At 41.9% G+C, this 24,460-nt stretch carries 22 protein-coding genes; 6 read left to right on the top strand and 16 right to left on the bottom strand.

The features are described from left to right. The gene (locus tag A5888_RS10530; protein WP_086349875.1) at positions 1-1,380 is read left to right on the top strand and encodes a PH domain-containing protein; all 1,380 of its coding nucleotides are present in this window, start codon (positions 1-3) and stop codon (positions 1,378-1,380) included. Between the two features lie 51 nt (positions 1,381-1,431). Here the strand turns inward: A5888_RS10530 and A5888_RS10535 are convergent, their stop codons facing one another. The 4 genes from A5888_RS10535 to A5888_RS10550 all read right to left on the bottom strand — a co-directional run bounded on the left by A5888_RS10535 (position 1,432) and on the right by A5888_RS10550 (position 5,382). Continuing rightward, positions 1,432-1,635 (bottom strand): heavy-metal-associated domain-containing protein, encoded by a 204-nt coding sequence (locus A5888_RS10535; RefSeq protein ID WP_086349749.1) that lies wholly within the window; start codon positions 1,633-1,635, stop codon positions 1,432-1,434. Positions 1,636-1,702: 67 nt separating this feature from the next. After that, a complete protein-coding gene (locus A5888_RS10540) occupies positions 1,703-4,165 on the bottom strand; it encodes a heavy metal translocating P-type ATPase (protein WP_086349748.1) in 2,463 nt (820 codons plus the stop codon). A gap of 1 nt (position 4,166) precedes the next feature. After that, positions 4,167-4,616, bottom strand: coding sequence for a CopY/TcrY family copper transport repressor (locus A5888_RS10545; protein WP_086349747.1), 450 nt, complete (start codon positions 4,614-4,616; stop codon positions 4,167-4,169). Positions 4,617-4,839: 223 nt separating this feature from the next. Then, positions 4,840-5,382 (bottom strand): dihydrofolate reductase family protein, encoded by a 543-nt coding sequence (locus A5888_RS10550; RefSeq protein ID WP_086349746.1) that lies wholly within the window; start codon positions 5,380-5,382, stop codon positions 4,840-4,842. A 292-nt stretch (positions 5,383-5,674) separates the two neighbouring features. On the opposite strand from A5888_RS10550, the gene A5888_RS10555 reads away from it, so the two are divergent. Further along, positions 5,675-6,955 (top strand): IS110 family transposase, encoded by a 1,281-nt coding sequence (locus A5888_RS10555; RefSeq protein ID WP_086349540.1) that lies wholly within the window; start codon positions 5,675-5,677, stop codon positions 6,953-6,955. Positions 6,956-7,123: 168 nt separating this feature from the next. Here the strand turns inward: A5888_RS10555 and A5888_RS10560 are convergent, their stop codons facing one another. The 12 genes from A5888_RS10560 to A5888_RS10615 form a co-directional block, all read right to left on the bottom strand. Further along, the gene (locus A5888_RS10560; protein ID WP_086349745.1) at positions 7,124-8,449 is read right to left on the bottom strand and encodes an MATE family efflux transporter; all 1,326 of its coding nucleotides are present in this window, start codon (positions 8,447-8,449) and stop codon (positions 7,124-7,126) included. A 240-nt stretch (positions 8,450-8,689) separates the two neighbouring features. After that, on the bottom strand, positions 8,690-9,376 hold the full coding sequence (locus tag A5888_RS10565; protein WP_086349744.1) for a uroporphyrinogen-III synthase: 687 nt from the start codon (positions 9,374-9,376) through the stop codon (positions 8,690-8,692). Beyond that, positions 9,373-10,281 (bottom strand): hydroxymethylbilane synthase, encoded by a 909-nt coding sequence (gene hemC / locus A5888_RS10570; protein WP_086349743.1) that lies wholly within the window; start codon positions 10,279-10,281, stop codon positions 9,373-9,375. Before hemC ends, A5888_RS10565 begins: the two co-directional genes overlap by 4 nt. Before the next feature lie 176 nt (positions 10,282-10,457). Next, positions 10,458-11,243 carry a formate/nitrite transporter family protein gene (locus tag A5888_RS10575; protein ID WP_086349742.1) on the bottom strand — a complete coding sequence of 262 codons (786 nt, stop codon included), beginning with the start codon at positions 11,241-11,243 and terminating at the stop codon, positions 10,458-10,460. Between the two features lie 28 nt (positions 11,244-11,271). Continuing rightward, on the bottom strand, positions 11,272-12,237 hold the full coding sequence (cobA, locus tag A5888_RS10580) for a uroporphyrinogen-III C-methyltransferase (RefSeq protein WP_086349741.1): 966 nt from the start codon (positions 12,235-12,237) through the stop codon (positions 11,272-11,274). Continuing rightward, positions 12,238-12,546 carry a nitrite reductase small subunit NirD gene (nirD, locus tag A5888_RS10585; RefSeq protein ID WP_086349740.1) on the bottom strand — a complete coding sequence of 103 codons (309 nt, stop codon included), beginning with the start codon at positions 12,544-12,546 and terminating at the stop codon, positions 12,238-12,240. Between the two features lies 1 nt (position 12,547). Beyond that, positions 12,548-14,950 (bottom strand): nitrite reductase large subunit NirB, encoded by a 2,403-nt coding sequence (gene nirB, locus A5888_RS10590; protein ID WP_086349739.1) that lies wholly within the window; start codon positions 14,948-14,950, stop codon positions 12,548-12,550. 228 nt (positions 14,951-15,178) lie between these two features. Then, a complete protein-coding gene (locus tag A5888_RS10595; protein ID WP_086349738.1) occupies positions 15,179-15,637 on the bottom strand; it encodes a precorrin-2 dehydrogenase/sirohydrochlorin ferrochelatase family protein in 459 nt (152 codons plus the stop codon). Beyond that, a complete protein-coding gene (locus A5888_RS10600) occupies positions 15,618-16,361 on the bottom strand; it encodes a sirohydrochlorin chelatase (protein WP_086349737.1) in 744 nt (247 codons plus the stop codon). The genes A5888_RS10595 and A5888_RS10600 overlap by 20 nt, the downstream gene beginning before the upstream one ends. Positions 16,362-16,372: 11 nt before the next feature. Next, a complete protein-coding gene (locus A5888_RS10605; protein WP_086349736.1) occupies positions 16,373-17,017 on the bottom strand; it encodes a response regulator in 645 nt (214 codons plus the stop codon). Continuing rightward, complete coding sequence (locus A5888_RS10610) at positions 16,998-18,038, bottom strand: sensor histidine kinase (protein WP_086349735.1); 1,041 nt, start codon at positions 18,036-18,038, stop codon at positions 16,998-17,000. The genes A5888_RS10605 and A5888_RS10610 overlap by 20 nt, the downstream gene beginning before the upstream one ends. A gap of 3 nt (positions 18,039-18,041) precedes the next feature. After that, positions 18,042-18,479, bottom strand: coding sequence for a GAF domain-containing protein (locus tag A5888_RS10615; protein WP_086349734.1), 438 nt, complete (start codon positions 18,477-18,479; stop codon positions 18,042-18,044). A 105-nt stretch (positions 18,480-18,584) separates the two neighbouring features. On the opposite strand from A5888_RS10615, the gene A5888_RS10620 reads away from it, so the two are divergent. The 4 genes from A5888_RS10620 (at position 18,585) to A5888_RS10635 (ending at position 24,365) form a co-directional block, all read left to right on the top strand. Further along, a complete protein-coding gene (locus A5888_RS10620; protein ID WP_086349733.1) occupies positions 18,585-20,078 on the top strand; it encodes an amino acid permease in 1,494 nt (497 codons plus the stop codon). Positions 20,079-20,326: 248 nt separating this feature from the next. Beyond that, positions 20,327-21,091 carry a MurR/RpiR family transcriptional regulator gene (locus A5888_RS10625; protein ID WP_086349732.1) on the top strand — a complete coding sequence of 255 codons (765 nt, stop codon included), beginning with the start codon at positions 20,327-20,329 and terminating at the stop codon, positions 21,089-21,091. Positions 21,092-21,385: 294 nt separating this feature from the next. Next, positions 21,386-22,717: a PTS sugar transporter subunit IIC gene (locus A5888_RS10630; RefSeq protein ID WP_086349731.1), complete on the top strand. Its 1,332-nt coding sequence runs from the start codon at positions 21,386-21,388 to the stop codon at positions 22,715-22,717. Positions 22,718-22,934: 217 nt separating this feature from the next. Continuing rightward, positions 22,935-24,365 (top strand): 6-phospho-beta-glucosidase, encoded by a 1,431-nt coding sequence (locus tag A5888_RS10635; protein WP_086349730.1) that lies wholly within the window; start codon positions 22,935-22,937, stop codon positions 24,363-24,365. Positions 24,366-24,460 lie beyond the last annotated feature (95 nt).

The following is a 24,460-nucleotide window of genomic DNA, read 5'->3' on the forward strand; positions in this document are numbered from 1 at the left end:
ATGAACGTAATACTTTTACTTGTACTTATCGGCATGAATTTTCTGATGGCTTTGATTGGTCGAATCGTTGCTAATCCACATAAAAATATCATACTTGAAACTACCTTACCCAAAGACAGGCTCGATGATTTACAGGTGCTTCACGTACGTCAGGAATATAAACGAGCTTTACTGATTATCGCTGGAGTGTTCTCTGTTTTAGATTTACTCATGCTACTCATTTCTTACGATTCTATCGCTCTTATTTTCATGCTTCTTTCGTTATTTAGTATGATTGGGGTAAATTACTACACACAGGTCATCTACATTCGAAAAATGACAACAGTCAAGCTGAAAAACAACTGGATGCTGCCAACTAAGCCTTTATTAGTTGATACCAAGCTAGTTTTAAATAAAAATCGAAATATGCTGAAAGTCTATTGGTTTACGCCTAGTATCCTAATTTCTTTAAGTGGTACTATTTACACGTTGTTTTCATTAAAACAAGCCCCCGGGGCAATCTTGTTTGGCAGTATTTCTTTGTTTACAACTGCTCTTTTCATTTTTTCTTATTATTTGATTCGCCGTCTGCCAGTCAAACCCTTGACCAGTGACGAAAAAATCAATCAACAGGTAAATGATGCGATGCGCTATTATTGGTCGCTGCTTTTTATTCTCTCTGCTTTTGTTTTCAGCCCATTATCCTTTTTACCTGCTCTATCACTTGTTGTTGTCTATGATAAAATAATGATTCTTGCGAGCCTTTATTTTATCGGATTATTTGTATATATTGGTTTTATCTTTGTTCTGATGTTCCGCTTAAGAAGAACACAGGATCAGTTGATTTTGCAAGCGTCTGATTATCGTTATGGCGATGATGACCAATATTGGCGCTATGCCATGTATATCAACCCGAATGATCCTAGAATCATGTTCCCTGATCGCTTAGGAATGAACCTATCAGTAAATCTTGGGCGACCTGCCGGAAAAATTTCGATGATTGTTTTACTGATCGTCATTATAGCTACACTTATTATTTCCAGCGTTCCTTTGTTAGTTAGCGATTTTTCTAATGATCCGTTTCGAATGGCCTTTTCTACAAAAGAGGTTTCGCTGTCTGCACCTTTTTCAAAGACTCGAGAAATAGCCATCAAGGATATTGACGCTGTCTCATTGATCGATCAGATGCCAGATCATGGTATACGGATATACGGCTCGGCGACCGATCATTATCTGACAGGTGAATTCAGAATAAACGACGAGGTTGCGTATCTCCTTGTGTACAAAAAAGAAACACCGATCATGAAAATCGAGACAAAAGACTATACCTATTATTACACGAATAAAGATCCTGAAAAGACGAAGCAAGAATACCGGAATTTATTGGACAGATTGAGTTGACATAAAAAGCGTTCCAAGCCGTAATAGCACTATCGGCTTGGAACGCTTTTTTTATACAGTTACGGTGAACTTCGTATCAGCCAATGCTGCAGATAACTGTTCTTCTGACAGCTCACTTGTTGCATCGATTGTTGCCTGCTTCTCTTCTAGTTGAACATCCACTGATGTTACACCAGCAATTGCTTCAAATTTTTCTTTGACGATTTTGACACAACCGTCACATTTCATACCTTCGATTTTTACTGTTTGACTCATTCTTTTTTCCTCTTTTCTTTTTCTTGATTATCACTGATGCTTGCTTATTCAACAAGCATAGAACGAACTATTTTGATGGTTTGAATCGCTTTAACCGCAATGCGTTCAGTAAAACAGAGACTGAGCTGAAGCTCATTGCCGCACCCGCAATCATTGGGTTAAGCAACGGTCCACCGAATAGGTGCAGAAGCCCCATTGCTACTGGGATACCTAATGTATTATAAGCAAAGGCCCAGAACAAGTTTTCCTTGATATTCTTGATTGTTGAACGGCTCAGCTCAATGGCTGTTGGGACATCCATCAAATCACTGCGCATCAAAACGATGTCTGCTGATTCCATGGCAACATCTGTCCCGGAACCAATCGCAATACCGATATCTGCTTGCGCCAACGCCGGTGCGTCATTGATTCCATCCCCAACCATTGCTGTCTTACGCCCTTCAGCTTGAAGTTTCTTGACCTCTGCTGCCTTATCCTCCGGCAATACTTCACTGAGCACGCGGTCGATCCCCACTTGTTTAGCGATGGCTTCCGCTGTTCGTTTATTGTCTCCAGTAATCATGGCAACTTCAATACCCATTCGATGCAGCTTTTCAATCGCTTGTCTGCTATTTTCCTTGATGGTATCTGCAACAGCAATAATCCCAGCCAATTGCCCATCTTTAGCAATAAACATTGGTGTTTTCCCTTGCTCAGCTAATTGGTTGGATAAATCGTAGTATTCTCCAAGCTCAATCTGTTGCTCCACCATTAGCTTCTTGTTTCCAAGCTGGAAGTTACTTCCTTGAATATCACCTTCGATCCCGTGTCCCGGAATTGCCTGAAAATTTTCAATTGGATAAATCGTCAACCCTTTTTCCTCCGCTGCCGATACTATGGCTTCGCCTAGCGGATGCTCTGAGCCCTTTTCAGCAGATGCCGCATACTGCAGCAATTCGGCTTCCAGCAAACCATTTGCTACTAAAATATCCGTTACGATAGGTTTTCCTTCAGTAATTGTTCCAGTCTTATCGAAGACAATGGTTTGAATTTTATGCGTAGTTTCCAGTGCATCTCCGCTCTTGATCAGCACCCCATTTTCAGCACCCTTACCTGTTCCTACCATAATTGCCGTCGGAGTCGCCAAACCTAACGCACATGGACAAGCAATGACTAGAACAGAAATCGTGATTGTTAAAGCGAACACCCATGATTCTTGACCGATGAAGTACCATGCTAAGCCAGCCAATACAGCAAGTACCATAACAATTGGCACAAATACACCGGAAATTTTATCCGCCATTTTAGCAATCGGCGCTTTCGATCCTTGGGCATCTTCAACCAGTTTAACGATTTGCGCTAACGCCGTATCTTTCCCAACCTTCGTCGCTTTGAATTGGATGCTTCCGTTTTTATTGATACTTGCACCAATGACCGGATCACCAGCCTTTTTCTCCACAGGAATGCTTTCACCAGTGAGCATCGACTCATCGATTGCTGTCGTTCCTTCCAGCACAACGCCATCCACCGGAATTTTTTCTCCTGGGCGAACAATGATGAACTCACCCACTCGAACGTTTTCAATCGGTACATCCATTTCTTTGCCCTCACGAATCACTCGGGCATTTTTAGGTGCCAAGCCCATCAATTTCTTGATTGCTTCTGAAGTCTTTCCTTTTGATACTGCTTCAAAGTATTTTCCTAAAGTGATCAGCGTTAGAATAACAGCGGCTGACTCATAGTATAATTCCATTGAGAAATGTGCATGACCTTCAAATACCATATACGTACCGTATAAGCTATAAAGAAAAGCAGCACTTGTTCCCAAAGCAACCAGTGAATCCATATTCGGATGTCCCTTAAACAGCGAGCGATACCCCACTGTGAAGAAGCTTCTGCCTAAGTATAAAACCGGCAGCGTCAAGATCAGTTGAGTCATGGCAAAAACTGTGCTGTTCGCCATCGGATCGATCACGCTGGGCAATGGCAGTCCAATCATATGCCCCATTGCAATATAAAGCAATGGTACTGTAAAGACTGCTGACAACCAGAAGCGACGCCACATTTCTTGAATGTGCTGTTGTTTTTTCTTTTGGTTTGCGTCTGTCTTTTCACGCTCATTTCCAGTCGTTTCTTCCATCGCTTGAAACCCTGCTTGCTCAACTGCTGCAGAAATCTCCCCACTGTTCAAGACTGTTGGATCAAATTGAACCATCATCTTCTCTGTAGCCAGATTGACATTGGCTTGATCTACACCGGCTAATTGATTGACCGCTTTTTCTATACTTTGTGCGCAAGAGGCACAGCTCATCCCTTCTATGCTAAAGCTTCGCTGTACGGTTTGGCCAATTGCCTGAAAGCCCGCATCTGCTACAGCCTGCTTGATTTCAGCTTCCCCAAGTTGTTCCCCATCATATTCGATGGTCATTTTTTCTGTGGCAAGATTGACGCTCGATTTCACGACACCTGAAAGTTTGCTGGTTGCCTTCTCAACAGATTGTGCACAGGACGCACAGCTCATTCCTTCTATTCCAAACGTTTTTGTTTCCACTTTATTCAGCTCCTTTTTTTCCAATCAAATGACACTGGCATTGACCGGGAATACAATTACACGGTACTTCCTCCACCGCTGACTTTTTCTTTTCTTGAAGCAGCTGTTCCAGCTGTTCGATATCTGAAAAGCTCAGCAGACTATCTTGAATCAGTTGCTCTACGACTTGTCCTACCTTGCGGCTACAGACCTTCGTCAGTAATTCATCTGATAAATCTTGAAGACTTCTTCTTTCTTCAATACGTGCATAATAAATAAATTTATTGCCTAAAGGCTTCGTTGCCAGCATGTCTTTCTCTACCAATCGCCCTAGTAGTGTTTTGATTGTATTTTTCTTCCACTGCATTTTTTCATTAAGAATGGTAAAGACATCATTACTGGTCGTTTCTTTCTGCGCCCAGACAACACGCATAACTTCCCATTCAGCATCCGTTATTTTGGCTTCAGTCATTATTTTCCCCTTCTTTCGAACCATCGTTTACAAATGTAGTCGTTTGATTCATTTTCATTCTAACTGATTTCTTTTGACCTGTCAAAGCTTTTATTCGAGAAAAATTATTCCCTCTTTTATTCATACAAAAAAGACATGAGATTCCCCATGCCTTTGCATTCCGCTATTACTTCTGTACAAATCAACTTTTCCCTATCGCTTCGTTTGAAGTGCTCGTTTCTGTTTATTCACTCACTCTTGAATAAACAGAAGTAATCAAGCCATTTTCGATAGTCGTATCAACAACTGCTAATTGAACAGCAGCGTCCATTTCGTGAAAAAGAGAGATGCCTTGACCAAGTAGGATTGGAACTGTAGTGATGACATACTCATCGATCAGGTTATTGGCAATCAAAGGTGCAATGATTTGTCCCCCTCCGATAATCCAAATATCTTTTCCTTCTTCTGACTTTAGTCGTTGAATCAGCTGTTCTGGCCGCTCATCGGTAAAAATTAATTGATCTGTTCCCTCAATCGGATGGTGCGTGATAATGTAGGATTTTTGTTCCTCATAGGGATATTGGTCCGGCATCAACTCATTTACTAGCTGATCGTAGGTTGTACGCCCTAAAACAACAGTATCGATTCGTTCCAACAGCTGTGTATAGCTATCAAATTCTCCTACTTCCGGGCTAGATTCTGCTGTCAAAAAATCGATTGCTCCATCCTCTTCTGCAATATAACCATCCAAACTAGTAGCAATATATAAAATAATTTTTCTCGACATTCTAACCTCCATCTCGACTCGCTCCGCTCATCGAGTCAAATAGTAATGAAAACTGATGCGGATTTCAGTTTATAATGGAACTAGGAGAGGCACACTACAAAGCACGGTGAGGTAAGTTGTAGGAAACCTCCGGTTTAAACCAGTATTCTAACCAGTGTAAGGCCAGGGCATTCAAGCACAAATGAGTGGAACGTTAGAGTCCGCACACTAATCATTGTTTTAACAACTTCTGTTAAATGCTGCCCCGGCCAGTCACTGCCTCTCCGCTACTTATAGAAAGGGGCGAAGAATCATGAAAGTCGTTTATCCCGTTTGTTGTGGTATTGATGTGCACAAAAGCTTTTTAATAGCTACCGTCATCACCACGAAAGCTGGCGAATTAACGCCGCATTATCAGAAAAAACGATTTTCAACTTTTAACAACCAGATTCTGGCATTGAAAGACTGGCTGTTAGAATGCAAGTGCTACGATGTTTGTATGGAAAGTACCGGTAAGTACTGGGTCCCCGTTTCCAATTTGCTTGAAGACGTGATGAACGTCACGATTGCGAACCCCAAATGGGTTCGTGCAGTAAAAGGAAACAAAGATGATAAGAAGGACTCCAAATGGATTGCCGAACTATTCCGTATGGGATTGGTAAGAGGCAGTTTTATCCCTGAAAAAGATGTTCGAGTCTTGCGTGAGTTTACTCGTTATCGGACCCGATTAGTCAGTCATCGTTCTAGCGAGAAAAATCGACTTCAAAATGCCTTTACCGTTGGTAATGTTGCCATGGACTCTGTAGTTTCTGACATGTTTGGTGTCAGCTCTAAGAGAGTCCGAGATTATTTGATTTCAAGTAAAGCGTTTGATCCGAATCATGTGCTCGACTTGCTTCATGGAAGCATGAAGCCTAAAGGACAGGAGCTCATCCAATCAATTGAAGGTTACTCTTTTACAAATGAACAGATTATTCGAATTCAACTGATTGAAGAACACAAAACTTACCTTGATCACTCGATTAGCTTCCTTGATTACCTATTGGACCAAATGGTTGAACCCTACGAACCAGCTATTCAACTACTAGAGACGATTCCAGGGATTCGTCGCCAATCAGCTATCCAAATTATTTCTGAAATTGGCATTGATATGTCTCAGTTCTCACAGTCAAAAAGATTATGTTGCTGGGCAGGACTTTCTCCTAGTAGTAATGAATCTGCTGGTAAAAAGAAATCTGTCCGCATCTCTCGAGCTGGCGTTTATTTAAAACCAACACTTGTCCAGTGTGCTCACGCTGCGGTAAAAGCGAAAGAGAAGCATCCCTATTACCGTTTAAAATATGAGCGTATTTATAAACGACGAGGTAAAAAGCGCGCGATCATCGCAATCGCTCGGATGATGCTTACAGCTATTTACCATATGCTTTCGACTGGAGAAGTTTGGAATCCGACTGACTTGTATAAGATTGACATGCCAGACAATCTTATTCAAAAGCAGAAAGATAAAGCTCTTAAACAAGCAACCAAACTACTCATTTCAGAAGGTTTATTACCAGATGATTTTGTTAGAAAAGACTTAGCACCACTCATCTAAATAACTTTTTTATCGTCGGACCTGTCGTTTTTGACGTTTATTTGGTGTGCGCTTTATTTATTGGACTGCTTCTTATCCTAGATGGATTAGTTTTCACACTATTTCCTCCTTCAAGGTGTCATCCACTCTATTATACGATGGAGGATAACTTTGTTACTCATAACATGCTCAACGAGTCCCTTTTTTTGAAAAGGTTTGCTTACTTGTTTTGAGGAGAAGGAACAGGCTGACAAAGAATACCAGTAGTTCAACCATTGGCAGACTGCTCCAGACGCCAATAATTCCAAATGTGCTGCCCATAATGAACACAGCAGGTATAATTAGTAAATATCCCCTAAGTAATACTAAGATAAATGAAAAATCTGGTTTTGCAATAGAAGCAAAAAAGATGCTAAATACTATATTCAACCCGGAAAACAGAAAGCTGGCAAGGTAAATGGGGATGCCTTGACTTGCATAACCAATCAGCTCTTGGTTGTTTGTACTATTGAAAAATTGAATGACTGGAAGTTTGAAAATGACCATAGCTGCATATAAAACCACACCGATGCTCAAACTGACCAGACTGCCAAATTTCAATGCCTCTGCTACTGTAATAAAATTTTTCTTTCCAAACTCTCTGCTGACGATTGGCTGTATCCCTTGTGCGGCTCCTGTAAACATAGATAAACCAATCAAGAAAATATTCGCAAGAACACCAAATGCTGCTACCGCAATATCTCCAGCTAAGGATAGTAGGACGATATTGAATATCAAAATGCTGACACCATTACTCATCTCCGTCAAAAATGACGGCACACCCAACTTAACACTATCCTTAACCGTTTTCCATACAGGACGTGTCCACTCTATACTGAGTAGACGATTCGCTTTCCGACGGTGCATCGTCAAAATCAGTAAACTAAGTACCGGTGAAGCCGCAGTCGCCAAGGCTGCCCCAAGCATACCTAGTCCTAGAGGAAAAACCAGCAGGTAGTCAAATACAATATTGAAAAGACTTGATCCAATCATCGCGACCATTGTCAGATGGGGATTATTATCGTTTCTCACAAAGCTGAGAGCAAAATTATTTACTACAAAAAAAGGAGCTGCAATCAATATAACACGTAAATAAGTCATCAAATACGGCAATGTTTCCGTTCCTCCCCCTAAAAGAACGGCCAATGGTTCAACAAAGAACACCCCACATACAGTGAAAAGAAGCCCTAAGATAATACTGATCAACCCTAGCTGAGAAAAATATTTCTTCCCCATTTCGGGTGCTGCACTTTTATTGAGAGAGAACAAAGTTGCTCCTCCCATCCCCATCAATAAACCAAGCCCATTAATCAAATTGAATAGTGGCAGCGCCAGATTTAATGCTGTCAATCCATAAGGACCTACACCATTTGCGATGAAATAAGTATCTGCCAGTATATAAAGTGACAGTCCCAGCATGCTCAACACATTTCTACTGACATAGCCAGTCAGTTCTTTTTTCTCCGTTGTTTTCATCTCTTTTCCTCCAAAAAAAGAGCAGATTGATTATCCTTCGATGGCCTATCGGATAATCTCTCTACTCACTTATTTATGCAAAACCCGGCGATTTTGTTTATTCTCTATTTATTCTGTTTAACTTCATCTGAGCCTAAAACCCTTGTTGATAAGATGAATATCTCCATTATTTTAACAAGTTTTTACTCAGAAAACAACTGTCTGTCCAGAGTTAATTTGACTTACTCACCAACTTGATGCTCATTTTTTAATCACAGCATGGTACCCAGATTTCTGAATGACCTCTTGCGTCGTTTGGCCCACACAGTAAAATTTTAACTCAGTTTTTGCGTTGATTTGACTATATACTGCGTAAAATCTCTGCCACAAAGACAGACTAGTAAAATACACCGCATCAATAGTCGAGTCATTTAGCAGCTGCTGTAACGCACTCTTCTGATTCTCTGAAAACCGATTATCATAGACGATTCCCGTTTGGAAATGATGTCCCTGAACAGAAAAAGCCTCTTCCCATCGACTGTCTGCAAGACTACTTTTCGGATAAAAAATAGTTGTCGGCTCCTTATAGCTTGCCAGCCACTCCGTAAATAACCCTCTTTTAGTTGCAGAACGGGATTGGAAGTTTGGATATAATCCAGCTTTTTCAAGTACTACCGCTGTTTTTTCACCAATCACTGCAAATTTTTTCTTTTGTAGAAAAGAAAAAGAATACTGCGCCAAAAAAAGCTGGAGAAAAAAAGCCGCACTGTGCTGACTAGTCAGAAATAACCACTCTGCTTGTTCCATAGCTTGCAACGATGTCGAAGCCGCTTGATGCAAAGACAGCTCTAATAAAGGCTGTTCTATGCATTGATAGCCTAGCTGCTCAAAGTATCGTTTGTCCTCGTCGTTATCCGCTACCAAACGTGTCAGCAAAATTTTCCTCATCTGCTGTCTTCTCCTAATTCCTTAAGAAGTACTTCTCCAAGCTTCTTTCCAACGCCTGTAATAGAAGCGGCTTCCACGGTTTGAGTCACTGAATGCTTCAATTCTTTATCCCCTAAAAAGCCGGACATTCGATACCCACCATCCGTTTTTTCAGCATAAGCACCTACTGGGATTTCACAATTCCCATTAAGCACTCTTAAAAAAGCTCGCTCTTCTGTAACGAGCAATTCTGTCAGCGAATCATTGATCTTTCGTAAAAAAGCAATCATCTGAAAATCATCGGCGCGACATTCTACAGCTAGAGCTCCTTGACCAACCGCTGGTATACAGGAAGCTACATCCAACTGCTGATACGCATGCGTCGGGGCATCAAACCAACCAATCCGTTCTAAACCAGCCGATGCCAAGACAATCGCATCCAGCTGCTGTTCTTCCATCTTTTTCAGACGCGTCCCTACATTCCCCCGAATGGATTCGACTTGAATATCTTTTCGCAAGCCGCTCATTTGAAACTCTCGGCGTAAGCTGCTCGTTCCAATTCTCGCATTTTTCGGCAACTCTGAAATACTGCTGACCTCTCGAAAAATCAGACAATCAGATGGAACCGCACGCTTCGGTATCGCGGCCAAGGTCAGCCCTTTACCTATAACAGCCGGCATATCCTTCAAGCTATGGACCGCAAAATCGATGCTTCCCTCTAGCAGTGCCTGCTCAACTTCATTAATAAAAAGACCCTTTCCACCGATTTTTGACAAGCTGACGGAAAGCAAACGATCCCCTGTAGTAACCAGGGGAACGATCTCTATTGCAACATCGCCATGAACCTCTCGTAACAGCTCAATAACGATCGTCGTCTGTTTCATAGCCAATGGACTATTTCTAGTCCCAACACGAATGGGTTTCATTTGCTTAACTTCTTTCTTTTATACAATTTCTGCTACAACTTCTTGCCATTCATCGTATTTGATAAATGACCTACACAAAATCATGCGTTACAGGGAAACTACTATTGCCTGTCGTTCATGCACTAGTGAGCTTGTCCTCTCATGTATTTCGTCACACTCATCTATCATACTAAATTTTACTGATTTGACAACTTCTTCGTACCGACTTTGTATGCAAGGAAATACATCCCTGCGATAAACACCCCGCCGCCGACTAAGTTTCCGGTAAAGACACTGACCATATTTTTACCAAACTCAGACCATGTATTTCCACCGAGAATGATCCCCATTGGAATCAAAAACATATTGGCAACCACATGCTGATACCCGCAAATAACAAAGCCCATGATCGGTAAAAAGATCCCTACGATTTTTCCTATGAAGTCTTTCGCCGCAAAATTTAGATAAACGGCTGTACTTACTAAAATATTACATGCCACACCTGATAGAAATCCCTGCAGTAGCGTATCCTTTGTCCGTCCAAGCGATATCTGAATAGCACGCTCCGCAAAATCTCCTTGCAAGGCGCCACTAAGATACCCGAAGAAATACGCAACAAACAATGAACCGACCAAGTTAAAAATCGTAACGATCACAATATTTCTCAGCCATTCTTTCCCACTGATTTTCTTTGCAAACAACGCCATAGAAACAACCATCATATTCCCGGTAACTAACTCTCCGCCTGCCAGTAACAAGCAAATCAGCCCGAATGGGAAAACCGCTGCACCAATCACATTGACTAATGTTCCCCACTCACTCGGCATTGTACCCATCGTTCGGATCATTGCGACGCCGGCAATGGCAATGAACATCCCTGCCATAAAGCCAAGCACTGCCAAAGTTAGGAAGCTGGCACGTGCTTTTTGAATCCCTTTTTCTATCGTAACATCTACTATTTCCGGTGGTTGAAATGACCCCATAATTTTTCTCTCCTTTTTATGTAATTCCTTATAAAGACAATTGGTGATTTGGGTATGTCCCAGCGACTGTTTTCCCTAAATAAATGATTTCATCAAACGAATGGTCTGACAGATAATAGTCATTGACCTCATCAAAACGACGATCTCGTTGTTCACCTGTTTGGACTGCATAGACATCGGCCCCTTGCTGCGTATACGTAACGATCGTCTCAAATGAAATCCTTTCGGTATCCACTAAAAGAATTTTTTTACCGAATAACGGGCGCTGTTCAAACCAGTCTGCTCCCTCTCTTACCGACACAACCTCTCCAACAATGATCATGGATGGATTCTGGATGTCCTGCTGATTGATTGATTCAAGCATCGTTCCTAAATCTGTTATTACGGTCCGTTGTCTTCCAAGTGTTCCCCATTCGATAATGGCAACCGGCATCGTTTCTGAAACCTGTTGTTCCAATAATTTTTTCTGCGTTTCTACAGCGTATTCCACGCCCATATATAGACAAATCGTCCCTTTTTCAGTCAACCCCTTGAAATCCAAGGTCTCGCCGGCTCTACGATGCGCTGTAACAAAAGTAACCTTGCTGCTGTATTCTCTATGTGTCAGAGGAATCCCACTATAGCTACCTGCTGCAGATGCGGCAGTGATTCCCGGTACGACCTCGTGGGGAACACCAAGCTCTCTTAGTACTGCGATCTCTTCACCTACACGACCAAAAATTCCCGGATCACCGCCTTTTAAGCGAACCACGACCTGTTCTTTCTGCCCTTCATCCTGAAGCAATTTATTAATGTTCTTTTGCTTTAGAACATGATTTTTAGGGTATTTTCCGCTATAAATAAACCGAGCATCGGCTTTTGCCAGAAAAAGAAAAACAGGATGCACCAACCGATCATAAATGATAACATCTGCGGTTTCGAGCAATCTTTTCCCCTTAAGGGTGAGGAGCTCAGGATCACCAGACCCGGCTCCTACAAAATAAACGATCCCCATCTAGTCCACCATCACGTAAACTTGATCACCCTCGACAACTGTTTCGAATGTACGGACGCATCCTTCATCAGGATCTTGTACGATCCCATCATTCAGCGAAATTTTGTAGTCATGCAGCGGGCAAAAAACAAACTCACCTGAAACAATACCTTCTGCCAATGGCCCCTGCTTATGAGGGCAGATATTTTCGATCGCCTTTACTTGATCATCACTCAAACGATATACAGCGATTTTCTGATCACCAACCAGTACTTCTCTTCCGATTCTAGGCACTAGCTCATTCATGGAAGCTACGAATATTTTTTTCATGCTATACTCTCCCTACTGTATATAGATCTTTTCGAAGTGCTTCATCCTTGATAACCTCTTCCCAAGGGTTGCCTCGGCGTCCTTCAACTGCTTCATCCAGTCTGACAATCAATTCTTTTCTGTGATCAGAATCAAGGAGTACTTCTTTGACCTTATCAAACCCAAGACGATCCATCCACGGTGCCGTACGTTCTGCATAAACACCTGTTTCTCTATAAAACTGCAGCATCGCACCACAAAGCTCAATGACTTCTTCTTCTGTGGCAACCGTCGTCAATAGCTGAGCCTCTTTGACCTCAGTTCCGCCGTTACCGCCAATATAAATCTGGAACCCGTTCTCTACACCAATAATTCCGAAGTCCTTCACACCACTTTCTACACAGCTTCTCGGGCAAGCAGAGACGCCCATTTTGAATTTATGTGGCGTATCGATAAATTCAAAACGCTGCTCCAGCTTGATTCCTAACCCTAGTGAATCCTGTGTGCCAAAACGACAGAAGTTTGCGCCCACACATGTTTTCACGGAACGAACAGCTTTCGCATAAGCTGCTGCTGCAGTCATATCCAGCTCTTCCCAAATTTTAGGCATATCTTCTTTTTTTACACCAAACAAGCCAATACGCTGACTACCGGTGATTTTGACCATTGGAACATCATATTTTTCAGCTACCTTAGCGATCAACATTAGCTGTTGCGGATCTGTTTTTCCGCCTCTCATTCGAGGAATCACAGAATATGTGCCATCGTTTTGAATATTTCCATACATCCGTTCATTCACATATCTTGATTCCCGTTCATCTGCATGTTCTTTCGGCCAAGCAACATTCAAGTAGAAGTTGACTGCTGGACGGCATTTTGGGCAACCTTCCGGATTTTGGAAGGCCAGTTCTTTATAAACCTCTTCAGAGGAAGTCAAATGCTTCGCATGGATTTGCGTCACAATCTGATCTCTAGTCAAAGAAGTACAGCCGCAAATCCCAGTTGGTCCGCTGGCAACAGCGCCACCAAGAGTATACGCCAAAATATCTCCAATCAATGGTTTACATTTTCCGCAAGAACCACCGGCTTTAGTATATTTTGTCACTTCCGCAATCGATGTCAGTTCCTTCTCCTTGATTGCACTGACGATCGTTCCTTTTGTCACACCATTACAGCCGCAAATCATTTCATCATCCGGCCATTCGCCAACATCCGTACTTGTTTCTTCTCCTGCCATATGCAATAGAGATACCGGCGTATAGCCATCGATCTCTTCATTTTTCTTCAAAATATTGTAATAGCGGTTGCCCTCTGAAGTATCGCCATAAAGAACAACACCGACGATTTTATTTTCCCGAACAAATACTTTTTTATATGTAAAGTTTAGTCCGTCAAATGCTTCGATACTATTTACGCCTTCGCATTCTTTGATCTCGCCGGCTGAATATAGATCACAGCCTGATACCTTCAAGGAAGTAAATGTCGTACTTCCTTGGTAGGGGGCTGTTTCTTTATCTGTCAAAATATCTGCCAGCACTTTTCCCTGCTCAAATAATGGTGCAACTAATCCGTAAACTTGGCCGTTATGCTCCACACATTCACCAACTGCATAGATATGTTCATTGCTTGTATGCATAAAGTCATTGACCAATATCCCACGATTAACATCCAGCCCTGCTTCTCTCGCTAAGGTTGCTTCTGGTCGGATACCGACTGACATGACCACAAGATCGGTTTCAATAGACGAACCATCACTGAATGTGATACCTGTCACATGATCTGTTCCCAAAATCTTTTCTGTGCGTTTTTCCATTAGAAACTTCAGACCTTGTTTTTCTAAGTCAGCCTTAAGCATCTCGCCGGCTTTTGCATCCAGCTGCGTTTCCATCAACCATTTTTCAAGATGAATGACGGTTACTTCCATGCCTTGATCAACTAAGCCTTTAGCTGCTTCCAGACCTAATAGTCCACCACCAATAACCACCGCTTTTTTATAACTTTTCGCTGCTTCCAGCATCGCTTCTGTATCATCGATCGTACGAAAACCAACAACCCCCGGCAATTTGGAACCTTCCACAGGTAAAATAAACGCTCTTGATCCTGTTGCAATAATACACTTGTCATACGCGATTTCTTGACCAGAAGCACTATGAACAAGCTTGTTTTCCTTGTCGATCTTTATCGCTGGATCATGGTTGACCAAACGAATGTTGTTTTCTTCATACCAAGTCAACGGATTCGTGATGATCTCCGCAACCTCCATCTTCTTTTGAAGAACATTTGAAAGCATGATTCGATTATAGTTGGGGTACTTTTCTTCCCCAAAAATCGTTATTTCGTATCTATCCGGGTCACGTTCCAGAATTTCTTCGATTGTTCGAACACCAGCCATACCATTACCGATTAATACAAGCTTCTCTTTCATCGTATATATCTCCTCATTGTGATTATTTGAACATTCTTTTTTTCAGGATACCAATCATGAAGAAATTTGAATATTAGGGAATCTCCTAATAAGCAGCAGATAGTTGATCTTTTTTTAATGCCATAGACACACAAACAAAGAGACAATCTTCACTAATGAATCCGCGAAGATTTTCTCTTTGTTTTAAGCCTTTATCTATTGACCCAATTGTAATAACCAGAAGACTCTCTATTCTATTTTGTTGTGAAGCAACTCTTTCTCACACAAGAGCGCTTCTATTTCCTGCTTTAGCTTCTTCGTTTCTACCGGCGACTGGCCATTGCTTGAAAAAGCAACGACACCGGTCTCATGCTGTATAATGCTCATGTTGAAAAAGTCACTGTTTTCTTTTTTACTGCAATCATTGACCCACTGCCAAGGTTCCGCTTCCTCAACAATTTGCTGATTGATGACTTTGGAATCTGTACAGGCAAAAATCAAGTGTGCCTCTTTGCAATCACCTGTGCGGTACGGCCTCTTAATAAGTGCCACATTTTCAAGCGACTCAAATTCTTCATCATGCATAGGTGCAACTACTACCACACGACCGCCTGCCTGCAACAAAGCCTTCGTCTTTCTTAAAGCAATTCTTCCACCACCGATAATCACAATTGTCTTATCCTTGAGATCAAGCATGATCGGATACATGAAAGGCTCCTTCCACAATCTGCTTTAAATCCGGCAGAATCTGCTGATCAAATGCCAAGGTCGGCGTTATAATAAACGTCTGCTCCGGAAATGCTTCGGCTACTCTTTTTTTCATCAAATGAATCAAATGTCCATCGAATAAAAAGAATGGTACGATGATTGGCTGTCGGTTTTCAGCTACTGTCTGACGAATTTCTTCAAGGTAATCCCCCTGCCCTTTCAGACTGACCGCTTTGATAGGAAATCCAACCTTTTCCTGTATTTCTACAGCGATTTCTTCCAACAGACGTTGAGGTTCATCTGTCATCTTTGTCCCATGAGCCAATAGGATCCCTGTAAATTCCTGTGACGGATTTTCTTCTTTTACTGTTGCAAAACGTTCCAAAAGCACCATTCGACTTCCTTGTCGATGCCCAAATGTCTCCGCCTGTGTGAAGCGAACCTTAGGATGTTTCTGCTCAACTTCAGCCGTCTCTGCTGGAATATCGACAAGTGCATGCTTTGCTGCAAACAGCAACACTGGTACAACCACAATATGATCTGCGCCTTGAGCAATCAATAGCTCTGACTGTTTCAAAATCGTATGGGGATGGTTTTCTAAAAAAGCCGTTTCCTGCGGAATATCTGCCCCTATCTGTTGCTTCAACTGCTCAACGAAAGCAATCGCTGCCTTGTTTTTCTCATCTTTCTGACTGCCATGAAACACATATAACACACTATTCATTTCTTTCCACCTCACAAATCGATTAAATGATGTTTGATACTATAGTGCAGTAACTCAGAAAAGCTTTCAACTTCCAGCTTCTTCATTAAATTAGATTTATGTACTTCGACCGTTTTTACAGAAATAAACAGACGCTCTGCAATTTCTTTATTTGTATAGCCTAAAGAAACCAAAGGCAAGATTTCCCGTTCTCTTTTAGATAGGCGCTCGTAATATTGATTATTTTCTCCCTCCAGCTCATCCAGCCATTTTTGTGGATCAGCAATAGCAAACAGAGGATCAACAACGCGCAATCCATTCATAACTTTTTGCAACGAGTCCAATAAAACCTCATCGGATGAGCTTTTCAAAATATAGCCTGCTGCGCCATATTCCAAAGCTTTTCTCAAGTATTCTTCTTCTTCGTGCATACTCAAAATAATGACCTTGACGGCTGGAAAATGTTCACTGATTCTGCGAGTCGTCTGCAACCCATTTTCTCCCGGCGGCATACGAACATCCATTAAGACGATATCCACAGGGTATTTTTCCAACAATAAAAATGTCTCTGTTCCATCTGCGGCATCTCCGACGACACAGACCTCAGGGTAAGACTCTAATAATAAGCGCAGACCGCTTCTTACGACTGCATGATCATCAGCTATTACTACATTCATCTCGTTTCCCCTCCCAGTCGACCGGCAGCTTCAATGATACCGTCGTTCCTTCACCGGCTGTGCTTTGAATCTTCAATGTGCCACCAACAGATTCGGCTCGTTCCTGCATATGTAAAAGCCCCAAGCCTTCTCCAGTCCCTTTGCTGACAGCAGCTAGAGAAAACCCTTTGCCATGATCCCGGACTTCTAAAACCAAGTACTCATCAACTTCTCTTATTGTCACCCATAGCTCATCGACTTCCGCATATTTGACGCTGTTCATCACACTTTCCTGAAGCACGCGATAGGTCACCGTTTCCAGTCGCTCCGAAAAGCGCTGTCGGCTCAGCACCGGAATAAAATGAACAACCACTCCTGTTGTTTCTGTCATACGATGCAAGAGGGCTTCGATTGCGGGAACCAGTCCCAGATCATCTAATACAGTTGGTCGTAAATCAACAGCGATCTGCTTGACCTCCTGCAGCAGTGAAACAAAATCTTCATCAATCTGCTCGATTCGTTGAATGATTTCTTCTCTATCATCGATTCTCTTTATTTGCCGAACATCCAACATCAAGCTATAGATGCTTTGTGCCAAGCCATCGTGCAGCTCTTGTGAGATAGCACGGCGCTCCTTCTCATGTGCCTGATTGACGTATTCAATCAATCGTTTATTGTCGATCACATGCTGCATCGTCTCTTGATGCTCAATACTTCGTAAGCTTAACAGCTGCGCCGTTTCATTAATCAACGTCAAGCTTCCACTAAAGCGCTCCTGCCCCCCTTCCTTCGATTCCAATATCAAAGGAAATACCGTCGGACTCCACGTCTCCTTCACCTCACAGTTCAGGCATTTATCCGTCGTGGTATGGAGAACACAGCCCTTGCCTTTGGCAATCTCGATCACTCTGTCCAATGGAACAATCGATCGCGCCTCTAATTCGATCGCTGCTTTATTTTTTTTGACTTCTCCGGAATCAGATAACAGGTACAATCCATCCTTCGCTTCCATGAATACTTGTTCAAAAAACTGTTCCTTCATTTTTTAGGTTTCCTCCAATAATGCCAGAAGTTGCTCAGCTCTTGACTCTACCACTCTTAAAAAATCATCGCTTATCTCCAATGGCTTGCGATAGCCGAATAATAACACACCCTGTACCCGTCCTTTTTTTAAAATGGGGGCAGCAACTGCTGTTTCGATTTTCTCCATTCGAGCAATCGGCAGCTCCACAAGCTCTGTGGGATCTACTTGCAGATTCGTCTCACAATAGCTTCTGCCTGTGCGCCAGACAATCCCGGCAATGCCTTTGCCAACCTGCAGTCGGATACGCTTATAATTTTGATTAGTATTCCCTGCAACATACTGCCAGTGAATCGTGCGAAGGTTCGTTCCGGTATTGACTTTGGATAAAGCAATCCCAATAAAATCAACCTGCAGCTCCTCTCGCATGCTATCGATTGCCTGTTGTATTTGAATAGACATTTGACTACTCCTATTCCCTAATTTTTTCAAAAAGCTCTTGTATTCTTCCATTTATTTTTCTATGCTGAAATCACTATATCACGAAAAGAAAAGGATTGCTTCTTCATGCTTAAAAATCGCCAGCTTTTTAGTTCAAAACGTCTTGTGATGATTATCACAACAACTGTTTTTTCATTTTCAAGTTTAACAACAGCCTTTTTCCTCATGGGGATGAAAGCCCTCCCCTACTTTATCTGGGCAGCTGTTTTTTACTTTATTCCCTACGCCCTTATTATATCAGAATTTACGTCTGTGTATAAAAATGATTCCGGCGGATTGTATCAATGGCTCTCAGACTGTTTATCTGAAAGAACAGCGTTTATCGCTGCTTTTTTGTGGTATTGCAGCTACTTCGTCTGGATGATCAGTTTGTTCATGAAGCTCTGGATTCCATTATCCTTGCTGCTCTTTGGCGAAGATCTGACCAAGCAGCAAAGTCCGATACCCTTTCTTTCGACAACCCAATTAATCGGGGTTCTATCGATTTTTGCTGTTGGCTTGACGTTGTTCGTTGTCAATAAGGGGTTCAAACAGATAGCTCATTTATTGTATGCCAGTAGTGTCCTTATGTTTCTGTTAGTATTTATCAGCTTCGGCAGCAATCTGATTCTATGGCTGACTCATCCCGGGGAAATCCTTCCTCATCTAACCTCTAGTATTCACTCTGCTTCTGCTATAACAGGTGACAATACATTTGTCTCACAGCTGAGCTTCTTGATTTTTGCGGTCACTGCATTTGGCGGCCTGGATACCATTGCCAGCTTAGTAGACAAGACCGGTCAGCAGAAAAATAAATTTTCAAAGCTAGTGGTTTTTGGCAGCTTCTTGATTGTCATCTGCTATTTTGTTGGCCTACTGTTATGGAGCGGCGCGCTCAATTGGCAAGAGCTTCAGGCAGATCAATCCCTTCATCTTGGTAACCTAATGTATGCGTTAATGAACGACTCCGGACAACGACTCGCTGCAAGCTTAGGTGGTTCCGCTGAGATGATTCAGTTTATTGGGCAACTCTTTACACGTCTGACTGCATTGACCCTGTTAATCTCTTATATCGCGCTTTTGTCCTCCATCTTCTATCTACCATTGCGAGTGCTGGTAGAAGGAACGCCGAAGCATTATTGGCCCTCTTGGGTCCGAGCCAGAAACGCAAAGCAAATGCCAACAAAAGCCTTGCTTGTTCAAGGAAGCTTGATTATTCTGTTTATCAGTGCCATCACTTGGGGTAACGCCTATGTCACATTACTCTATAATCAACTCACTATGATGACCAACATTTCACGTGCATTGCCTTACTTACTTGTAGCATTGGCTTATCCGGCATTCAAACGTAAATACAGGACACAGACAGAACTTGTCCCTTCATCTAATTTTTTACCACAGTTTCTTAGTTTCAGTGTCGTTCTTACGATTGCTGTGTCTATTTTCTCACAACTGTATCTACCGCTTATAGAAAAGAATTACCTGCAGATGTTTAGCTTAGCTATCGGTCCATTATTCTTCTCTGCTATCGGAGCATGGCTGTATCAACGTTTTTTCAGAAAGAGAATGGTCAATCAATAAGTGGGAAGATGGCGTTTTTGCTAAGAAAAAATCAGAGGAGACGCCACTCCTAAAGCTAAGGTTCTTGTTACGTTCCGATTTTTGAAGCAGGGAGAAGCTTCGCCATTTTAGTTATTCATTGTTTATTGCAGAGGCGTTTGGGGTTGGAACAATACCTCAAACGCCTCTTGTTTTTAAGAGAATCACTATACCTATCTCGATTTGTATTGTAAACTGGAGGAAACATTGAAAAAAGAGGTGACCTTCCTTTGTTCGATCTGGAAAAAGTCCAGTCACTGAATGATCTGGAACTGATTGTCTATCAATATATTCTTGAACATATTACGCAAATTCCCAAGCTGACCATTCGCGAGCTCTCTGCCAATTGTCATGTATCAACCTCCACGATCCTCCGTTTTTGTACAAAAATGGGCTTTGAAGGTTTTTCTGAATTGAAGTTTGCTGTAAAAAAAGCCCAAGAACAGCCCATCGGCTTTGAAGATTATTATGCTTCAGCGGTACATGTCGATTCTTTCTTAAAAAAAATCAATCAGGGAAATTATCAAGATACCTTCAAGCCAGCGATTGATTTGATTATCGAGGCACGCCATGTCGTTTTTATTGGACTGGGTACTAGTGGTGTCCTTGGCGCTTACGGCAGTCGCTACTTTTCCAATATCGGGATCAACGCCTACAGCGTCAGCGATCCGTTTACACCGATACCGCCACGTGGCTTTGAAAGCTCCTTGGTGATTGTGCTATCTGTCTCTGGCGAAACATCGGAAATCCTAAAAATGGTGTCCGATTTCAAACGCTCCAATGCAAAAATTTTGAGCATCACTAACGATGAAAATTCCACGATTGCCAAGTTGGCAGATTACAATATTTCCTATTATATGCCGGAAGAAAAATCCGCCTATGCAGATCCATTCATCAATCTGACCACTCAAATCCCCGTGATTGCGTTGGTTGAGCTTTTGGCACATCAAGCCGGAAAACAGCTCTTACAAGAGCGGTCGGCAGAAAAAGAATAGCTGTAGACCAAAGTAAAATCGATTCACTGATTTACTCGAAAAAAGCTCTTTTTTTGTTCCAACATCTTAAAAAGCAGATACAGAAATACTGTTAAATCAGCATTTCTTATCTGCTTTGTTTTTTCGCGCGTAACATGTTTCTCAAACCAGCGAAACTATTCCATTTCCAGCCAGAATCTTTTATATTAAATGTGTAAACGTATTCAATATAAAAAAGGAGGCCAACATTTACTTTCCGGATACTCTACATGAACTTATACTTATTTTATTTATTCAAGAGGAGATGAGTTAAAAATGAACGAATGGATTAATGAAAAACTTCTTCCACCCGTACTAAGATTTGTAAACACGAAACCTATTACTGCGTTAAGAAACGGTATGCTTTATACGATGCCATTTACAATTGTCGGTTCCATTTTCCTGTTACTTGCCAATATTCCTTATGAGCCGGCAGCTAATTGGGTAACAGAATCTGGCTTAGGCGTTTATTTCAACCAAGCGTTTGGTGCTTCCTTTGCTATTATGGCCGTTTTTGCTGTTATAGGTATTGCCTATTCTTATGTAAAAACTGAAGGATTTGAAGGTCTGCCTGCTGGTATGATCGGTCTGGTCATCTTTATTATGTTTATGTCAGCTGAACTAACAGATGCAGAAAGCGGCATAACAATCGGAAATATCATCAATAAAGACTGGACTGGCGGAAAAGGAATGATTACAGCTATTCTGGTTGGTCTAATTGTTGGTTGGGTCTATAGTTGGTTCCTACGACATGATATTCGTATTAAATTGCCGGAACAAGTACCTGAGAACGTAGCGAACTCCTTTACGGCATTGATACCTGCTGCCGTGTTGATTACTGGTGCAATGTTCGTCTACATCTTCTTTGATAAAGTGTTTAGTACAACATTCTTTGAATTCATTTATGATGTTTTACAGTCACCATTACAAGGAGTAACAGATACATTGGGCGGCGCTTTGATTATTGGATTCTTGGTTCCATTCTTCTGGTTCTTCGGCGTACATGGTTCAACCATCGTCGGTGGTATTATGGAACCTATCTTGCAAGCAAATTCATTGGAAAATACAGAAATTCTGAATGCAGGTAAAGCCTTGACTATCGAAAATGGCGGACACATCGTTACCAAGCAGTTTATGGATCAATTCCAAACAGTAACTGGTGCTGGTATGACGATCGGATTAGTTGTCTTCATGGTATTCCTTGCGAAATCCGCACAGTTCAAGCAACTGGGACGTTTATCACTTGCACCTGCCTTGTTCGGTATCAATGAGCCAATCGTTTTCGCAACACCAATCGTTATGAACCCAATCATGGTTGTCCCATTCATTTTGACACCTGTTGTGTCTTCCGTGATCACCTACTTTGCCCTTTACACTGGTTTGGTGCCACTCTTTACCGCGGTACAGGTTCCATGGACCACCCCGGCTATTCTTTCCGGTCTATTAGTCGGCGGTTGGCGTACGGCACTCCTGCAAGCCTTCGTATTGGTTCTTGGCTTCTTCATCTATCTGCCATTTGCAAGAAAAATGGATGCCATCAACTATGCACAGGAAACAGGTCAGCCAGTTGAAGAAGACGTATTAGAAAAAATCGAAGCAGAACAATAATACATTACGGGGCAGAAACCACGAATCAACAGCTAGCCATCACTGATTCGGTTCCTGCCCCGATTCTATTTAGACACGAGCAATACTGTTTAAATCTTGAAAAACATTACACGAAAAGGAACATGGCACCTCGTTGTAAAGTTTAAGGAGTACCCTTTAAAGCGTGAAGCTTTTGCAAGATTTATACAAATACTAATAATTAAAGAGGTCGATGATTATGTCAATTTTGAAAAATGATTTTCTATGGGGCGGTGCTGTCGCTGCCCATCAGCTGGAAGGCGGCTGGGATCAAGGCGGAAAAGGGATCAGTGTAGCCGATGTCATGACGGTTGGCGCGCATGGTGTTCCCCGCAGAATCACCGATGGCGTCATTGTCGGTGAGAACTACCCGAATCACGAAGCCATTGATTTCTATACTCACTATAAAGAAGATGTAAAACTATTTGCTGAATTAGGCTTGAAATGCTTCCGGACCTCCATTGCCTGGACACGTATTTTTCCAAAAGGTGACGAGGAAACACCCAATGAAGAAGGCCTGCAGTTTTATGATGACTTATTTGACGAATGTCTGAAATATGGCATCGAACCAGTCATCACCCTTTCTCATTTCGAGATGCCTTATCATTTAGTCACAGAATATGGCGGCTGGCGCAATCGAAAAGTTATTGGTTTTTTCACTAAATTCGCTGAAGTTTGTTTCAAACGCTACAAAGACAAAGTTACTTATTGGATGACCTTTAATGAAATCAACAATCAAGCCAATTTCGAAGAAGATTTTGCACCATTTACAAACTCAGGAATCAAATATGAAGATGGCGAAAATCGTGAAGAAATCATGTATCAAGCCGCGCATTATGAACTGGTTGCCAGTGCGGAAGCCGTTCGGATCGGTCATGAAATCAACCCGAAATTCCAAATCGGCTGTATGATTGCTATGGTTCCAATTTACCCTTATTCTTGCAGCCCAAAAGATATGATGGCTGCAGTTAGTGCCATGCAGAAACGCTACTGGTTTACAGATGTCCATGTTCGTGGTCATTATCCGAACTACATTGAACGCTATTTGGATCGTCAAGGCTATCGCTTAGACATCACTCCACAAGATCTGGACACATTGGCACACGGCTGTGTCGACTATATCGGCTTTAGCTATTATATGTCCTTTGCTGTTAAAGACCATAACAAAGGACCTGCATATGACTATGATGAATCAAAAGATCTCGTAGAAAATCCATATGTGGAAGCTTCTGATTGGGGCTGGCAAATCGATCCAACTGGTCTGCGTTATGCCATGAATTGGTTCAATGATCGTTATGAGCTTCCTTTGTTCATTGTTGAAAACGGCTTTGGTGCAATCGATGAGCTGACAGCTGACAATACAGTAGATGATCAATATCGAATCGATTATTTGAAGGCACACATCGAAGCTATGAAAGAGTCTGTTGAATATGACGGAATCGACCTGATTGGTTACACGCCATGGGGCTTTATCGATTTAGTCTCTGCCGGAACAGGGGAAATGAAAAAACGTTACGGCTTCATCTATGTAAACAAAGATAATGAGGGAAATGGTTCATTAGAACGCTACAAGAAAAAATCCTTCAATTGGTATCAAAACGTGATCGCTACTAACGGCGAAGATCTTTAAACGACAACTCCTATAAATACAAACTCCGTTCAAATAAAAAACGTCTAGTTGAAGCATTCAACTAGACGTTTTTCACTTAAACAGCTTGTTCCAAC

Source organism: Enterococcus sp. 9E7_DIV0242 (genome assembly GCF_002140975.2).
Lineage (GTDB): Bacteria > Bacillota > Bacilli > Lactobacillales > Enterococcaceae > Enterococcus_L > Enterococcus_L clewellii.

What these genes read in the sequence shown, in the direction of transcription:
- A5888_RS10535 (WP_086349749.1), bottom strand. Translation starts at nt 1,635, where the DNA reads ATGAGTCAAACAGTAAAAATCGAAGGTATGAAATGTGACGGTTGTGTC.
- A5888_RS10595 (WP_086349738.1), bottom strand. Translation starts at nt 15,637, where the DNA reads ATGTATCCGATCATGCTTGATCTCAAGGATAAGACAATTGTGATTATC.
- A5888_RS10620 (WP_086349733.1), top strand. Translation starts at nt 18,585, where the DNA reads ATGCTTAAAAATCGCCAGCTTTTTAGTTCAAAACGTCTTGTGATGATT.
- A5888_RS10565 (WP_086349744.1), bottom strand. Translation starts at nt 9,376, where the DNA reads ATGAGGAAAATTTTGCTGACACGTTTGGTAGCGGATAACGACGAGGAC.
- A5888_RS10550 (WP_086349746.1), bottom strand. Translation starts at nt 5,382, where the DNA reads ATGTCGAGAAAAATTATTTTATATATTGCTACTAGTTTGGATGGTTAT.
- nirB (WP_086349739.1), bottom strand. Translation starts at nt 14,950, where the DNA reads ATGAAAGAGAAGCTTGTATTAATCGGTAATGGTATGGCTGGTGTTCGA.
- A5888_RS10530 (WP_086349875.1), top strand. Translation starts at nt 1, where the DNA reads ATGAACGTAATACTTTTACTTGTACTTATCGGCATGAATTTTCTGATG.
- A5888_RS10615 (WP_086349734.1), bottom strand. Translation starts at nt 18,479, where the DNA reads ATGTCTATTCAAATACAACAGGCAATCGATAGCATGCGAGAGGAGCTG.
- hemC (WP_086349743.1), bottom strand. Translation starts at nt 10,281, where the DNA reads ATGAAACCCATTCGTGTTGGGACTAGAAATAGTCCATTGGCTATGAAA.
- A5888_RS10630 (WP_086349731.1), top strand. Translation starts at nt 21,386, where the DNA reads ATGAACGAATGGATTAATGAAAAACTTCTTCCACCCGTACTAAGATTT.
- nirD (WP_086349740.1), bottom strand. Translation starts at nt 12,546, where the DNA reads ATGAAAAAAATATTCGTAGCTTCCATGAATGAGCTAGTGCCTAGAATC.
- A5888_RS10560 (WP_086349745.1), bottom strand. Translation starts at nt 8,449, where the DNA reads ATGAAAACAACGGAGAAAAAAGAACTGACTGGCTATGTCAGTAGAAAT.
- cobA (WP_086349741.1), bottom strand. Translation starts at nt 12,237, where the DNA reads ATGGGGATCGTTTATTTTGTAGGAGCCGGGTCTGGTGATCCTGAGCTC.
- A5888_RS10600 (WP_086349737.1), bottom strand. Translation starts at nt 16,361, where the DNA reads ATGAATAGTGTGTTATATGTGTTTCATGGCAGTCAGAAAGATGAGAAA.
- A5888_RS10545 (WP_086349747.1), bottom strand. Translation starts at nt 4,616, where the DNA reads ATGACTGAAGCCAAAATAACGGATGCTGAATGGGAAGTTATGCGTGTT.
- A5888_RS10605 (WP_086349736.1), bottom strand. Translation starts at nt 17,017, where the DNA reads ATGAATGTAGTAATAGCTGATGATCATGCAGTCGTAAGAAGCGGTCTG.
- A5888_RS10555 (WP_086349540.1), top strand. Translation starts at nt 5,675, where the DNA reads ATGAAAGTCGTTTATCCCGTTTGTTGTGGTATTGATGTGCACAAAAGC.
- A5888_RS10575 (WP_086349742.1), bottom strand. Translation starts at nt 11,243, where the DNA reads ATGGGGTCATTTCAACCACCGGAAATAGTAGATGTTACGATAGAAAAA.
- A5888_RS10635 (WP_086349730.1), top strand. Translation starts at nt 22,935, where the DNA reads ATGTCAATTTTGAAAAATGATTTTCTATGGGGCGGTGCTGTCGCTGCC.
- A5888_RS10610 (WP_086349735.1), bottom strand. Translation starts at nt 18,038, where the DNA reads ATGAAGGAACAGTTTTTTGAACAAGTATTCATGGAAGCGAAGGATGGA.